We start from the raw sequence: 14298 nt of genomic DNA, 5'->3' as shown, positions 1-14298 counted from the left end.
TTGCCGTCGCTCCGTCTGATGATGTTGCGCACTGGCCTTTGGCCTCAGACTCCGTGGAAGAACCTAATGAAAAGCGCAGAAATCCGTGAAGCCTTCCTTCGCTTCTTCGAAGAGCAAGGTCACACCCGTGTCGCCTCCAGCTCCTTGATCCCAGGCAATGACCCTACCCTGCTGTTCACTAACGCGGGGATGAACCAGTTCAAGGACTGCTTCCTGGGCCAGGAAAAGCGTGCCTACACCCGCGCGGTCAGCAGCCAGAAATGCGTGCGCGCCGGTGGCAAGCACAACGACCTGGAAAACGTCGGCTACACCGCCCGCCACCACACGTTTTTCGAAATGCTCGGCAACTTCAGCTTTGGCGACTATTTCAAGCAAGATGCGATCAACTTCGCCTGGACCTTCCTCACTGGCGTGCTGAAACTGCCGAAGGAAAAGCTCTGGGTCACCGTCTACGCCAGCGATGACGAAGCCTACGACATCTGGACCCAGCAAGTCGGCGTGCCGCCTGAGCGCATGGTGCGTATCGGCGACAACAAGGGCGCGCCTTACGCCTCCGACAACTTCTGGACCATGGGCGATACCGGCCCGTGCGGCCCTTGCACCGAGATTTTCTACGATCACGGCGCCGATATCTGGGGCGGCCCACCGGGTTCGCCGGAAGAAGACGGCGACCGTTACATCGAGATCTGGAACAACGTGTTCATGCAGTTCAACCGCACCGCCGATGGCGTGCTGCATCCGCTGCCGGCACCGTCGGTGGATACCGGCATGGGCCTGGAGCGGATCAGTGCGGTGATGCAGCACGTTCACTCCAACTACGAGATCGACCTGTTCCAGAGCCTGCTGGCCGCTGCGGCCAAGGCCATCGGTTGCGCCAATGAAGACCAGGCATCGCTCAAAGTGGTGGCTGACCACATCCGTTCCTGCGGTTTCCTGATTGCCGACGGCGTGCTGCCGTCGAATGAAGGCCGTGGCTACGTGCTGCGTCGTATCATCCGTCGCGCCTGCCGTCACGGTAACAAGCTGGGCGCCAACGGCAGCTTCTTCTACCAGATCGTCGCGGCGCTGGTCGCCGAGATGGGCGCAGCCTTCCCGGAACTCACCCAGAACCAGGCGCACATCGAGCGCGTGCTCAAGGCTGAAGAAGAGCAGTTCGCCAAGACCCTGGAACAGGGCCTGAAGATCCTCGAGCAAGACCTCGCCGGCCTGCAGGGCAGCGTGGTGCCGGGCGACGTGGTGTTCAAACTCTACGATACCTACGGTTTCCCGATGGACCTGACCGGTGACATCGCCCGTGAGCGCAACCTGACCCTCGACGAGGAAGGTTTCGAGCGCGAGATGGAAGCCCAGCGTGTACGCGCACGTTCCGCCAGCTCCTTCGGCATGGACTACAACAGCCTGGTCAAGGTTGACGTGGCCACCGAGTTCACTGGCTACAAGGCCACCCACGGTTCGGCCAAAGTGATCGCCCTGTATAAAGACGGCCAGTCGGTCGACGTCCTGAGTGAAGGCGATGACGGCGTGGTGGTCCTGGACCAGACGCCGTTCTACGCCGAATCCGGTGGGCAGATTGGCGACTGCGGTTTCCTCAAGGCCTCTTCCGGTCGTTTTGATGTGCGCGATACCACCAAGACCGGCGGTGCGTTCCTGCACCACGGCGTGCTGGCGTCGGGCAGCCTGACCGTCGGTTCGCCGGTGGACGCCCAGGTGGACGCCGACGTGCGCCACGCCACTGCGCTGAACCACTCGGCCACCCACTTGCTGCACGCGGCACTGCGCCAGGTGTTGGGCGAGCACGTCCAGCAGAAGGGGTCGTTGGTTGACAGCCAGCGCCTGCGTTTCGACTTCAGCCACTTTGAAGCGATCAAGCCTGCGCAGATCAAGGCCCTGGAAGACATCGTCAACGCCCAAGTGCGTAAGAACACCGCGGTGGAAACCGAGGAAACCGACATCGAGACCGCCAAGGCCAAAGGCGCCATGGCGCTGTTCGGCGAGAAGTACGGCGACAACGTGCGCGTCCTGAGCATGGGCGGCAACTTCTCGGTGGAGCTGTGCGGCGGTATCCACGCCAATCGTACCGGCGACATCGGCCTGCTGAAAATCATCAGCGAAGGCGGTGTGGCGTCCGGTGTGCGTCGTATTGAGGCGGTGACCGGCGCTGCGGCCCTGGCCTACCTCAATGCGGGCGAAGAACAACTCAAGGAAGCGGCCAGCCTGGTCAAGGGTAGCCGTGACAATCTGATCGACAAACTGTCCGCCGTGCTGGAGCGCAACCGTGCGCTGGAGAAACAGCTGGAACAGTTGCAAGCCAAGGCGGCCAGCGCGGCAGGCGACGACCTGTCGGCTTCTGCGCAGGACGTCAAGGGCGTGAAAGTCCTGGCGGTGCGTCTGGACGGCCAGGACGGCAAGGCGTTGTTGGCCTTGGTCGATCAGTTGAAGAACAAGCTCGGCCGCGCAGTGATCCTGCTCGGCAGTGTCCATGAGGATAAGGTCGTTCTGGTTGCCGGTGTAACCAAAGACCTGACTGGCCAACTCAAGGCCGGTGATTTGATGAAGCAAGCCGCTGCGGCAGTGGGCGGGAAGGGCGGTGGTCGTCCGGACATGGCACAAGGCGGTGGTGTTGATGCCGGTGCCCTGGACGCGGCCCTGGCCTTGACCGTGCCGTTTGTCGAGGCAGGCATTTAAGGCGCTGTGAATGAGCCCGTGGTCTAGTCACGGGCTCGCTCGGTTGCTGGAAGATTGGTTTATTGGGCGCCCCTTTACGGGCTGAGGCGGCTTAGAAATGGCTTTGATCGTACAGAAATTTGGAGGCACCTCGGTCGGCTCTGTCGAAAGAATCGAGCAGGTCGCCGACAAGGTTAAGAAATTCCGCGACGCCGGCGATGACCTGGTGGTGGTGCTGTCGGCCATGAGCGGCGAGACCAATCGCCTGATCGAACTGGCCAAGGCCATCAGCGGCGATCAACAACCGCTGGCGCGTGAGCTGGATGTGATCGTGTCCACCGGTGAGCAGGTGACCATTGGCCTGCTGGCCATGGCGCTGAACAAGCGCGGTGTGCCGGCGGTGTCCTACACTGGCAGTCAGGTGCGTATCCTCACCGACAGCGCACACACCAAGGCGCGTATCCTGCAGATCGATGATCAGAAGATTCGCGCTGATCTGAAGGCTGGTCGTGTGGTAGTTGTCGCCGGTTTCCAGGGCGTTGACGAGCACGGCAATATCACCACCCTCGGGCGTGGCGGTTCGGATACCACCGGTGTGGCCCTGGCGGCCGCGCTCAAGGCTGACGAATGCCAGATCTATACCGATGTGGACGGCGTCTACACCACTGATCCGCGCGTGGTGTCCGTGGCCCAGCGCCTGGACAAGATTACCTTCGAAGAGATGCTGGAAATGGCCAGCCTCGGTTCCAAGGTGTTGCAGATCCGTGCGGTGGAATTCGCCGGCAAGTACAACGTTCCGCTGCGCGTATTGCACAGCTTCAAGGAGGGTCCGGGCACCCTCATTACTATTGATGAAGAGGAATCCATGGAACAGCCGATCATTTCCGGCATCGCTTTCAACCGCGATGAAGCCAAGCTGACGATCCGTGGCGTGCCAGACACCCCGGGCGTTGCGTTCAAGATCCTCGGCCCGATCAGCGGCGCGAACATTGAAGTCGACATGATCGTGCAGAACGTTTCGCACGATAACACCACCGATTTCACCTTCACCGTTCATCGCAATGAGTACGAAGCGGCCGAGCGTATCCTGCAGAACACCGCGAGCGGGATTGGCGCGCGTGAAGTGGTCGGCGATACCAAGATTGCCAAGGTGTCGATCGTGGGCGTGGGCATGCGTTCCCATGCTGGCGTTGCCAGCCGCATGTTCGAGGCCCTGGCCAAGGAAAGCATCAACATCCAGATGATCTCCACGTCGGAAATCAAAGTCTCGGTGGTGATCGAAGAGAAGTACCTGGAACTGGCTGTACGCGCGCTGCATACCGCTTTTGAGCTGGACGCTCCGGCCCGACAGGGCGAGTGACGCAATGCCAGGAAGGCGCGGTTTACCGCGCCTTTCATTTTTTTGTAGGGCGCGTGTGTTTTGCACGGGCTCGACAATACTTAGCCGGTAGGGCTATGGCCGTTGAGCCGTAGGTCGAAGGCCTTTTTTTGCAGACTGTTGTTCCTGAACTGAAGTGCGTGAGGTGAAAGGTATGTTGATTCTGACCCGTCGTTGCGCAGAAAGCCTGATTATTGGTGATGGCGAAATCACCGTGACCGTGCTCGGCGTCAAAGGCAATCAAGTGCGTATTGGGGTTAACGCTCCGAAAGAGGTAGCGGTCCATCGCGAGGAAATCTATCTGCGGATCAAGAAAGAGAAGGACGAAGAACCAAGCCTTTAATTTTTATCGTTTTTTATGTTTGCAAACGGGGAAGAACGTGGTTAATATACGCCCCGTGTTGCGGAGAGCTGGCCGAGTGGCCGAAGGCGCTCCCCTGCTAAGGGAGTACACCTCAAAAGGGTGTCGGGGGTTCGAATCCCCCGTTCTCCGCCATTATTTGCTTAGTACGTTGCAATCTGGATTTATCGGTAAGTTGTTGAAATTACTCGAAAAAATCGCTTTACATAGAGATTGAACGGCCTATAATGCGCATTGCAACAAATGCACTCGTAGCTCAGCTGGATAGAGTACTCGGCTACGAACCGAGCGGTCACAGGTTCGAATCCTGTCGAGTGCACCATTTAAGAGTCAGTTGCAGTAATGCAGGTGATTTTGTTACAACCAGTTGTGATCTGGTCTAAAAACACAATCTGCACTCGTAGCTCAGCTGGATAGAGTACTCGGCTACGAACCGAGCGGTCACAGGTTCGAATCCTGTCGAGTGCACCATACAAACAAAAAGCCCGCCGAGTGCGGGCTTTTTGCCGTCTGGGGGTTTTGTAGGATTTAGCCTTTTTCTCCCACCTCATGTGTTTTCCTTTCGCGCGGCGGCGTCGCAGTTCATAGATGCGGCCAGTCCTCAGCTTTGGCTCGCAAGCGCTTGTTCTTACCAGTTTTTTGACGTTAAAAGCGGCGGGCGGTGTATCATTGCGCCCGTCAGCCCCGCCGGGGCTTGTGGAATACCTCCATGGACTTACCCAGTAGTTACTCAGTACCCCGTTTTACCAATCATGAATTGACTGATTGATCCTTCCGGCGTGCCCCGCTGCTGGGAGTGGAGTTCGCCTATGACCGAAGTAGAAGTAAAGAAAACACAAGAAAGCCTGCAGGATCGTCTGGCTCAAGTTATCGAGCTGTTGCAGCGCCAGCGCTTGGTCGAAGACCTCACGCACCGCCAGGAAGGTCCGAACCACGACCGCGTCGAAAACCTGGTTCATCGGCAAAACCTCGTCGAGTTGCAACGCAAGCTCGATGACCTGCACTCCGCCGACGTCGCTTATATCCTTGAGGCCTTGCCGCTGGATGATCGACTGACCCTCTGGCAGTTGGTCAAGGCCGACCGCGACGGCGACATCCTGCTCGAAGTATCCGACTCCGTCCGTGAAACCCTGATCGCCGACATGGATGATCACGAGCTCCTGGCCGCGGCCCGGGAGATGGATGCCGACGAACTGGCTGACCTGGCCCCCGAGCTGCCCCGTGATGTTGTCCATGAGCTGATGGAAACCCTCGATGGCCAGCAGCGTGAGCGTGTGCGCTCCGCGCTGTCCTATGACGAGGACCAGGTCGGCGCGCTGATGGACTTCGAGATGGTCACCATCCGCGAAGACGTCAGCCTGGAAGTGGTACTGCGTTACCTGCGTCGCCTGAAAGAGCTGCCAGGGCATACCGACAAATTGTTCGTGGTCGACTACGAAGGTATTCTCAAGGGCGTGTTGCCGATCACGCGCCTGCTGGTCAACGACCCCGAGAAGAAGGTTGTGGACGTGATGGCCAACGATCCGGTGAGTTTCCATCCGGATGAAGACGCCTACGATGCCGCCCAGGCATTCGAGCGTTACGACTTGATCTCGGCCCCGGTGGTCGACAAGAACGGCAAGCTGATCGGTCGTCTGACCATCGATGAAATGGTCGACCTGATCCGTGAAGAAAGTGAAACCGAAGTCCTCAACATGGCGGGTCTGCGTGAAGAGGAAGATATTTTTGCGTCGGTCTGGCGCTCCCTGCGTAACCGCTGGGCGTGGTTGGCCGTAAACCTGATCACCGCGTTTATCGCTTCGCGGGTGATCGGGCTGTTTGAAGGCTCGATCGAGAAGCTGGTGGCGCTGGCGGCGTTGATGCCCATTGTCGCCGGGATCGGCGGTAACTCCGGCAACCAGACCATTACCATGATCGTGCGCGCCATGGCGCTCGACCAAGTCAATACCGGCAACACCTCGCGCCTGATGCGCAAGGAATTGGCGGTGGGGCTGATCAATGGTGTGGTGTGGGGCGGCGTGATCGGGATCGTGGCCTACTTGCTGTATGGCAGCTGGTCGCTAGGGGTGGTCATGACCGCCGCCATGACGCTTAACCTGCTGTTGGCGGCCCTGATGGGGGTGCTGATCCCCATGACCCTGGCGCGCCTTGGGCGCGACCCGGCCATGGGTGCCAGTGTGATGATTACCGCCATGACCGACAGTGGCGGCTTCTTCATCTTCCTTGGCCTGGCGACGATCTTCCTGCTCTGACCCCTCGCGGCGGGGGCAACCCAGCCCCCGCCCAGTATTGCCTTCCCGAATTACGCGCAAAAAAAAGCCAGCACGTGGCTGGCTTCGGCTTTCAGGGGCAGATCAATTGGCTTCTGCGGCCGCCTCAACGTCATGTGCAATAAGCGAAACGAGGGCATTTTGCTGGCGGTGGGAGAGCTGACGAAAACGCTGCAGCAGTTCGCGTTCGTGCAGTGACAGCTCAGGGCTGTCCAGGCGCATGCTTAACTCTTCACCCAACGCGCCTTCCTGAATGAGGCTCTGCTCAAGGCGCGCGATGATTTCGGAGTTCATGCTGCGGTGATGATTGCGAGCCACCTCGGCAATGCGTTCCCGCATTCCGTCTGGCAGACGTACGACGAACTTGTCAGCCGTGCGGCTGGAATAAATTGCCTGTTTCAATGGGCGCATATATTTAACCGGTTAGTTCAGGGGAGCGGTTATTGGAATTGGCCGCAAGATGAGTGTTAAGACAAGGCTCACGACCAAAGTTCAACCTGAATTGCAAAGAGGCCGCATCATGCCTCAATTTTGCCGGTTCCTTGGCGTCAATTCTGTGACAAATATTGAACTGCCTAAAGGCTTTATGCCAGTACTGATTTGCATTTTTGCGGGCTGGTTGGAAAACTTTTTTGCGGGCGATCGCCACAGTCCATCATCCCGCAAGCCGTTGCTGCTAAAGGGTTGGAGTCGCATATCGTATCGCAATATGGCCTTTTGCCCTTGTTTTTAAGACTAGTGGCAATTTGCCGATTTACTAGCGCGAGGCGACATAAGGTCGGTGCAGGGGCCGCGGAGAATCAGCGCAGCACGGGGTCGAATTTGATTCGGCGGCCGACGATCAGCGTCAACAACAGGAGGCTGCCGAACACGGCGCTGGCGATGAGGGTGGTGGCGTGAGCGTCCTGGGACGAGGTTGACATACCCAGTACGGCAGTTACGACGGTCAGGCACAAAAACAGCCAGGCGATTTTGGACATGGAAGGCTTCCTCAGAAAACCCAGTGTTCAGTGGCGGGCGCGGTCTGCGTGCTTTGGGTAAGGCGCACAGGTGATTGCGGGTTGGCCGTCATCACCGCCAATTGCGGGCGTTGTTGCAGATGATGCGGCACGGGCTGGCGGATCTGCGCGACGTCATCGCTGACGCTCGACTGAAAATGAAACATCACCAGTGCGGCCAGGGCTACGGTATTGAGGGCTAACAGAAGGGTGCTGTTCATCGTCATCTTCTCCGCAGCGGGTTCAGCCGAATGGATGTGTGGGAGAAGTGTTGCAGATGCCGTGCCAATGTTTTATTTCAATAAAATCAATGGTTTGAGTTTAATCTAAACAGCGCTCGGGTTGCAATTTGCAATGCTGGCATTTTGGTGTAATGCATTTTGCACGATAGCCTCAGGTGCCCGGATTTGCGGGGCGAAACCGGGATCAGTGGCGCAAGCATTGGCTTACACTCAAAAAGCCTACGGACGACATGACAAAACCCACCTTGGCCGTTAACATGCACGCCGTCCGTCGCAGCGCCGTTGGCCCGATGGCTGTCATTTGTCCCAGTAGCTCAATTGGATAGAGCATCCCCCTCCTAAGGGGAAGGTTGGCCGTTCGAACCGGCCCTGGGACACCATACAAATAAGGTCTCTCGCGCCGATCCACTGCCAGCTCATTTTTCCCATGACAGTAGGGTGACAGCAATAGGCCAACAAAAAGCCCAGCCGGGCGTTGCTCTGGCGGGGCTTTTTTGTTTTTGAAGGGCGACTCACATAATCAGGGTCTAAAGGTGAGCCAGGATCACACTCGTTCACTCGCCGGGAGATGCTCGACGGCACCCGTCTACCGCCCATTGGGGACGTCGAGTGAGGTCACGCAGGCCAGTCTTGCTCACATCATGAACAAATAGACCATGAGCAAAACGCCCAGGATTGCAGTAATGACATTAATGCCAGGGCCGGTATTAACGCTGTAGCCGAGGGGGATCTCAACGGGCCTGAGGGTCTTGACCACCTTTTTGTATTGCCAGGATGACCAGCAGGCAACCGATGAGCCCAGCATCAGAAAAGCCAGCCCGATCCAGAACGAAAAGTGTTTTCCGGGAGAACCCGGAACGTCCGGTTTCAGCATCTGCAGCAGTAGCCCGGATCGTTCAATCACAAAGCCAAATGCCATCAGCGAAAGACTGGTTCGGTTCCATGCCAGCAATGTGCGCTCGGCGGCAAAGAACACGCGCGGATCGTTCAGGTCGGACATTGAAATTTCCTTGTTCAAACAGCTTTTGAAACGACACCACGCAGATTTAAACAAAAATACTCGGTGTGTACGTTTATAGATCCAGCTGTTGGCGTCAACGCGCACATGCCCAACGCAGCGTCCCGTGCTTGGCGCATAGCCACGAAATCGGCTGCGCCAATGGCCTCATGCACGTGAACGCTATGGGTTTTTGCTCAGCAACGGTTACAGGTTTTGATGCCCAGCAACCTGTACACAGGGCAAAAACGGAAAAGACCAGTAGCCAGTGGCACTAAGCCGATCCAACCCCACCAGCCGATCACGCCCATCAGACTGAGGCCAATGAGAACCAGGCCGGCGACAATGCGCAGGCTACGGTCAATGGTTCCAAGGTTCGCTTTCATGACGATCTCCCGATCAGTGGTTGCGCCGGGTCTCCAGCGCAGTAAACAACAACATGCCGGCCAGCATGGCCAACATGAACACGATTGCTTGCCAGCGTCCTGTCAGCAGAATTGCCACCGCAGGGCCAGGACAGATGCCTGCTATCCCCCAGCCGATGCCGAATAGCAGGCTGCCGCCGATCAAACGCGGGTCCAATTCACGCTTGGTCGGCAACTGCATTGGCGTTCCCAGCAGCGAGCGGGATTGTTGGCGCGCCCAGGTCAGCGGGCCAATGGCTATGCCAATGGCCCCGACCATGACCAGCGCAAGGGAAGGGTCCCAAGCACCGGCTAAATCCAGGAACGCCAGGACTTTGCTCGGGTTGGCCATGCCTGCCAGCAGCAGCCCCAAGCCGAACAGCAGGCCAGCAATGAATGCCGTCAGTTTGTTCATATCCAGCCTCCCAGCAGATGACGCAGGACAAATACGGTAATGAAACCGCTGAACATGAAACAGGCGGTGGCGACCATCGATCGCGGCGAAAGGCGCGATATGCCGCACACGCCATGGCCACTGGTGCAACCTGAACCGTAGCGTGTGCCAATACCCACCAATACACCGGCGACGATCAGTCCAAACCCGCCACTTTGGAATTCAATCTGCGGCAGCGCGGCGAACAAGCCCCATAGAAGCGGCGCGATGAGCAGGCCCAGGAGAAAAAGCGCCTTCTCCCCAGCTCCCTCGCTTCCCCGCTGTAAAAGACTGCCGATCAGACCGCTGATGCCGGCGATACGCCCGTTGGCGACGACGAAAAGACTGGCCGCCAAGCCAATCAATGCGCCGCCTGCAAGGGATGACCAGGGAGTGAAGTTGAGCCAGTCGATATTCATGAGGCTTCTCCAGCGCAAAATTGTTGATACAAGGTTTGGATGACTGCCAATGCCGCAGGACTGCTGATGCGATAGAACACCTGCTTTCCGTCTCGACGGGTATCCACCAGTCCTTCGCGGCGCAGCACAGCCAGCTGTTGAGACAGCGTCGGTTGTTGTATCCCGAGCAGCGACTCCAGATCGCCGACATTGCGCTCGCCTTGGGATAGCTGGCAGAGCAGGATCAAGCGATCCGGATTGGCCAGAGCCTTAAGGAACTTGCTGGCGGCATCGGCGTTGGCGTGAAGCCGCTGGAGATCTGATTCGGGCATACGATTGATCACTAACTGTTCAGTTTGTTAAATAATAGTATATAAAAACAATAAGTGTGTGTCAGCACCGATCTGCGTTCGTCGCTGGCAGGAGAGGTCGGGGGCTAAAGGCGAAGCGAAAGTGAGTGGTGCAGCTTTGCTGATCCGATGAGGTCGCTCTGCGCCATCGCAAGGCGACCGAATTGACCGAGCCCTGGGAGTCGACACCCCGTGGCTCAACGCCTGTCCCTTCAGTACGGTTTGGCTTGCCCGGCTTTCCTCAGGCTCTGTACCATCCGGGTCTGATCAGGACAGCGTTAGAAGGCCATCCTGTAGCCATTACCGCCGTTCCCGTTTGGACACCTCATGACCTACACAGAACTTAACGACCCCGCACTATTTTCTGCGCAGGAGAAAGACGCGTTTGAACCTTCGACCATCGTCCAGAATGATTTTTCTTCTGCACTTCTGAAGTACGGCCAGTCATCTTCTACACGCCCCCTTCTTCTGAACGGGGATTGCCTCGACGTATTGAAGTCGCTGCCGGACGAGTCGGTTGATTTTGCAATGACGTCGCCGCCGTACTGGGGGAAGCGGGAATATCAAAACGGCGGGATAGGCCTGGAAAAAGACTATCGGGATTTCGTAGCAGATCTTTGCGCTGTGTTTCTGGAACTCAAGCGCGTGCTGAAGTCGACGGGGTCGTTCTGGCTCAATCTCGGTGATTCTTATAGCGGTAAGGGGCTGCTCGGGATTCCTTGGCGAGTGGTTTTCGAGCTTACCGACAATCAAGGCTGGATACTTCGAAACAGCATCATATGGAACAAACTGAAAGGCGGCATGGACAACACCAAAGACCGGCTTGGCAATGTTCATGAGAACTTGTTTCACTTTGTGAAGCAGTCAAAAAACTATTATTACAATGCTGATGCCGTCCGGTCCAAGCCCAGAGAATCCAAAGTGGTGAATGGCTCGATAGTTTCCGCCACGGGCGTTTCGGGCGTGCGTTACAAGCGTCAGATCGAGTTGTCGACCTCGTTGAGCGACGCAGAAAAATTATCCGCACATGCCGCCCTGGCCGGCATCCTCGCAGATTTGTCTTGCGGTAAAGTGTCAGACTTCCGGATGATCATTCGTGGCCAGCAAAGAGCGACGCACTCCGACAGTGAAAAAGTATCGGGACGAGCGAAGGAACTCAGGGATAAAGGTTATTACTTTCTTAAATACCATCCGAAGGGGAGTAAACCGTCTGACGTCTGGGACATTCTCCCGGAAGATTCGCAGGGCCGGGAAACCCACTTTGCGCCCTATCCGGTCGACCTGTGCCGTATACCTTTATTGGCGACCTGCCCACCAGGCGGTATTGCAATCGACCCTTTCTGCGGTACGGGAACAACGATGGTCGCGGCGCAACGCTTAGGCTTGAAGTCGATCGGGATAGATATCTCCGAGCAGTATCTTGAGATGACCAAAGACAGGTGCAATACGCTGTTATGAGCAAAATAATAGAGTTGTTCGGGAAGGGTACGCATAATCGCTCCGTCGACTGGCAAGGCGTGATTGGCGCTCAACGCTGCGCCTATACCAACAAGCGTTGCTACAAAGTCAGGAAGTCCAACCCCGACATTTCTATCGGTACGTGCAGCGTGCTGTACGGAAAAGTGCAGGAACCGGTAATCATCTGTCCTGTCCGGCTAATCGAGCGCCGGCAGATTTTTACCGACTGTTTTCATCTATTGACGACCCATGAACCGGGGAACGAGCTTCACATCATCCCCGAAGTGTCGATCCCGGGGGGAAGTGTCGATTATTTCTTGGTGTCGGTAAAAGATGGAAAGGTGAAGGACTTCGTTGGCATCGAGCTGCAGACCCTCGATACGACCGGAACGGTCTGGCCAGAACGCCAGAGAATGCTGGAAACGCTAGGGATTTCCAGGTCGGACAGTGCTGAAGCGTCCAATAAAACCTTCGGCATGAACTGGAAAATGACCGCAAAAACCATCTTGGTTCAAATGCACCACAAAGTGCAGACATTTGAACACCTCAACAAGAAGCTGGTGTTGGTGGTCCAGGACAAGCTGTTGAGCTACATGACCAAGGAATTTAAATTCGACCATCTTGAAACACCGGCATTGATTGGCGACTCAATGCATCTTCATGCCTATAAAATGGATAATGCAGGTGCTGGCGACTATAAGATCTCGATGTCATCCCGACTCAGTACGGATGCGGACGGAATCGGTATGTGCCTGGGGCTCCAGGCAGAGGCCCGGGTAGAACTTGAGCAAATATTGATTGGGCTGCAGACCAAGCTATCCGACCGCACGTTGTTCCAGGCAGTGGGGACGCCCGACAGTTTGGTGTGATACCGCCTGCGTGCGCGATTGCAAGAGGGCACCGAGTGGATGCCCCCTGTGCAGACGACGCTTTTAAAACGTCGCTTTAACCTGTAACCCCGCCGCCAACGCATTGTCGCGTTTTTTGCCGGAAAACGCGCCGGGCTCGATGTAGTACTGCAGGTCGGGGCGCAGCAGCAGCCACGGTGTGACCTGTGCGCCGTAGTTGAGCTCAAGCATTTGCTCGCCGTTGTCGAGGTTGGCGATCATCTCGGCGTCTTCGAGGTTGGTCGCCTTGGCTTCTTGCACATCCCGTGTGCGCGAGTTGAGCACGGCGCGCCCATAGCCAAAAGAGATGGAGTCGTTCGGGCGGCTCGCAAAAGGCTTTTGTTTGACCAGGCCCACCGAGTACCAGCGGCGCATCGGCGAGGTCGCTGCGTTGCTGCTGGCTGCCTGGCCGAAGAGGCGCAGCACGCTTTGCGGGTCTTGCTCATTGCGCCAGATGGCTTGGTCCATCAACACATAGGCGCCGGTACGGTTGCTGCTCTTTTGCGTACTGCCGATCTCGGGGGCGTTGGAGGTGTCGTAGTACCAACCGACTTTGTATTGGCCGTTCAGGAAGGCGTCGTTATTGAAGATCGCCTCCAGCGGCAAAATCGCCCCCGTGGTGCCGTTGCTGGGCATGGAGAACGCTTTGGAAGAGCGCGTGTTGTATTCCGGGTTGACCTGGAACACGGCGGTTTGCAGCGTCAGCGACGGGTTGACGTCGTAACGCAACTCGCCACCCCAGTGCGCCGTCGGGTAGTTGCCCCAGCCACTGCCGCTCGACATGGTCAGCGGATGCGCACAAAAGCCGGCGCTCACAAAGTTGGTCAAGATGGGCATGCCACCAAAATCGGTGCCCATCACCATGAAACCGACTTTGGTGGACAGGGCCGGCGAAAACAGGTTGCGTTGATAGCTGAACTCGGTCAGCCGGGTGTATTCGCCGCCGTAGTTTTCCTGGGACGACAGGCGGTTTCCAAGCAAATCTTCCGTGGCGCTGTGGCCGCGACGGTCGTTAACGAGCAGTTGCACGCGTCCCGCATCGGGGCTGTCGAGCAACTTGCTCAGATCAAACTGGGCACCGATGCGTATTTGTTGCGAATAGCGGGTGCCGCGCTTGATCCCGCCATGCAGGTTGGAAATCGTTTCGGAACTGTAGTCGCCGGTCAGTTTGATGCCCTCGTCGGCCAACTTTTGGCGTTCACCGTCCCAGTCGCCAGTGAGTGTGGAGCGGTTCATCAGATCGTCGGCCAATGCCGGGGACGGGGCGAAGAGGCATAGCGACAAACCGCTGCACAGGCTGCTGGTCAGCATGGCGCGGAAACAAAAAAACATTTTGGATGTGCTCCGTTACAGAGAAAGTGGGGGAATAGCTCAACGCTGCGCGTTGTTTATCGGTTGCGCTGTTCTTTTTTGATTTGGAAAAATAACCCCCGTAAACGGGGGTTATTTTCATGCAGT

Annotated in this window: 15 protein-coding genes and 4 tRNA genes; 10 read left to right on the top strand and 9 right to left on the bottom strand. The window is 57.1% G+C overall.

What is annotated here, in order from left to right:
• The first annotated feature begins 66 nt into the window (after positions 1-66).
• From alaS to mgtE, 7 genes are all read left to right on the top strand, one after another.
• On the top strand, positions 67-2685 hold the full coding sequence (gene alaS, locus J2Y83_RS22010) for an alanine--tRNA ligase (RefSeq protein ID WP_253398263.1): 2619 nt from the start codon (positions 67-69) through the stop codon (positions 2683-2685).
• Between the two features lie 97 nt (positions 2686-2782).
• Positions 2783-4024, top strand: coding sequence for an aspartate kinase (locus J2Y83_RS22005; RefSeq protein ID WP_253398261.1), 1242 nt, complete (start codon positions 2783-2785; stop codon positions 4022-4024).
• Between the two features lie 172 nt (positions 4025-4196).
• Positions 4197-4385 (top strand): carbon storage regulator CsrA, encoded by a 189-nt coding sequence (gene csrA, locus J2Y83_RS22000; protein ID WP_003175645.1) that lies wholly within the window; start codon positions 4197-4199, stop codon positions 4383-4385.
• 62 nt (positions 4386-4447) lie between these two features.
• Positions 4448-4538 (top strand) — tRNA-Ser (locus tag J2Y83_RS21995).
• 110 nt (positions 4539-4648) lie between these two features.
• Positions 4649-4725 (top strand) — tRNA-Arg (locus J2Y83_RS21990).
• A gap of 72 nt (positions 4726-4797) precedes the next feature.
• Positions 4798-4874: transfer RNA gene (locus J2Y83_RS21985), tRNA-Arg, on the top strand.
• Positions 4875-5212: 338 nt separating this feature from the next.
• Positions 5213-6655: a magnesium transporter gene (gene mgtE / locus J2Y83_RS21980; RefSeq protein ID WP_253398259.1), complete on the top strand. Its 1443-nt coding sequence runs from the start codon at positions 5213-5215 to the stop codon at positions 6653-6655.
• A gap of 102 nt (positions 6656-6757) precedes the next feature.
• On the opposite strand, the gene J2Y83_RS21975 is transcribed toward mgtE, so the two are convergent.
• From J2Y83_RS21975 to J2Y83_RS21965, 3 genes are all read right to left on the bottom strand, one after another.
• Positions 6758-7084, bottom strand: a complete 327-nt coding sequence (locus J2Y83_RS21975; RefSeq protein ID WP_003193592.1) for an Arc family DNA-binding protein — start codon at positions 7082-7084, stop codon at positions 6758-6760.
• 389 nt (positions 7085-7473) lie between these two features.
• Positions 7474-7653 carry a PA3371 family protein gene (locus J2Y83_RS21970; RefSeq protein WP_253398250.1) on the bottom strand — a complete coding sequence of 60 codons (180 nt, stop codon included), beginning with the start codon at positions 7651-7653 and terminating at the stop codon, positions 7474-7476.
• A gap of 11 nt (positions 7654-7664) precedes the next feature.
• Positions 7665-7892, bottom strand: a complete 228-nt coding sequence (locus tag J2Y83_RS21965) for a hypothetical protein (protein ID WP_253398248.1) — start codon at positions 7890-7892, stop codon at positions 7665-7667.
• A 324-nt stretch (positions 7893-8216) separates the two neighbouring features.
• On the opposite strand from J2Y83_RS21965, the gene J2Y83_RS21960 reads away from it, so the two are divergent.
• Positions 8217-8293, top strand: a tRNA-Arg gene (locus tag J2Y83_RS21960).
• A gap of 254 nt (positions 8294-8547) precedes the next feature.
• On the opposite strand, the gene J2Y83_RS21955 is transcribed toward J2Y83_RS21960, so the two are convergent.
• The 5 genes from J2Y83_RS21955 to J2Y83_RS21935 form a co-directional block, all read right to left on the bottom strand.
• Positions 8548-8913, bottom strand: a complete 366-nt coding sequence (locus tag J2Y83_RS21955; protein WP_253398240.1) for a YidH family protein — start codon at positions 8911-8913, stop codon at positions 8548-8550.
• Between the two features lie 194 nt (positions 8914-9107).
• Positions 9108-9296 (bottom strand): YgaP family membrane protein, encoded by a 189-nt coding sequence (locus J2Y83_RS21950; RefSeq protein ID WP_247395937.1) that lies wholly within the window; start codon positions 9294-9296, stop codon positions 9108-9110.
• A gap of 13 nt (positions 9297-9309) precedes the next feature.
• A complete protein-coding gene (locus tag J2Y83_RS21945) occupies positions 9310-9729 on the bottom strand; it encodes a DUF6691 family protein (protein ID WP_253398238.1) in 420 nt (139 codons plus the stop codon).
• Complete coding sequence (locus J2Y83_RS21940; protein ID WP_253398236.1) at positions 9726-10166, bottom strand: YeeE/YedE family protein; 441 nt, start codon at positions 10164-10166, stop codon at positions 9726-9728. The genes J2Y83_RS21945 and J2Y83_RS21940 overlap by 4 nt, the downstream gene beginning before the upstream one ends.
• Positions 10163-10477: an ArsR/SmtB family transcription factor gene (locus J2Y83_RS21935; protein ID WP_247395934.1), complete on the bottom strand. Its 315-nt coding sequence runs from the start codon at positions 10475-10477 to the stop codon at positions 10163-10165. The genes J2Y83_RS21940 and J2Y83_RS21935 overlap by 4 nt, the downstream gene beginning before the upstream one ends.
• 345 nt (positions 10478-10822) lie before the next feature.
• Here J2Y83_RS21935 and J2Y83_RS21930 point away from each other — a divergent pair, with 345 nt between their 5' ends.
• Positions 10823-11953: a DNA-methyltransferase gene (locus tag J2Y83_RS21930; RefSeq protein ID WP_126587260.1), complete on the top strand. Its 1131-nt coding sequence runs from the start codon at positions 10823-10825 to the stop codon at positions 11951-11953.
• The gene (locus J2Y83_RS21925; RefSeq protein WP_253398234.1) at positions 11950-12822 is read left to right on the top strand and encodes a NotI family restriction endonuclease; all 873 of its coding nucleotides are present in this window, start codon (positions 11950-11952) and stop codon (positions 12820-12822) included. The genes J2Y83_RS21930 and J2Y83_RS21925 overlap by 4 nt, the downstream gene beginning before the upstream one ends.
• A 63-nt stretch (positions 12823-12885) precedes the next feature.
• Here J2Y83_RS21925 and J2Y83_RS21920 read toward each other — a convergent pair whose 3' ends face one another.
• Complete coding sequence (locus J2Y83_RS21920) at positions 12886-14172, bottom strand: carbohydrate porin (RefSeq protein ID WP_253398232.1); 1287 nt, start codon at positions 14170-14172, stop codon at positions 12886-12888.
• Between the last annotated feature and the right edge of the window lie 126 nt (positions 14173-14298).

This window comes from Pseudomonas marginalis (assembly GCF_024169655.1).
In the GTDB taxonomy this organism is placed as follows: domain Bacteria; phylum Pseudomonadota; class Gammaproteobacteria; order Pseudomonadales; family Pseudomonadaceae; genus Aquipseudomonas; species Aquipseudomonas paraveronii.
This window is presented reverse-complemented; position numbering and strand designations above follow the sequence as displayed.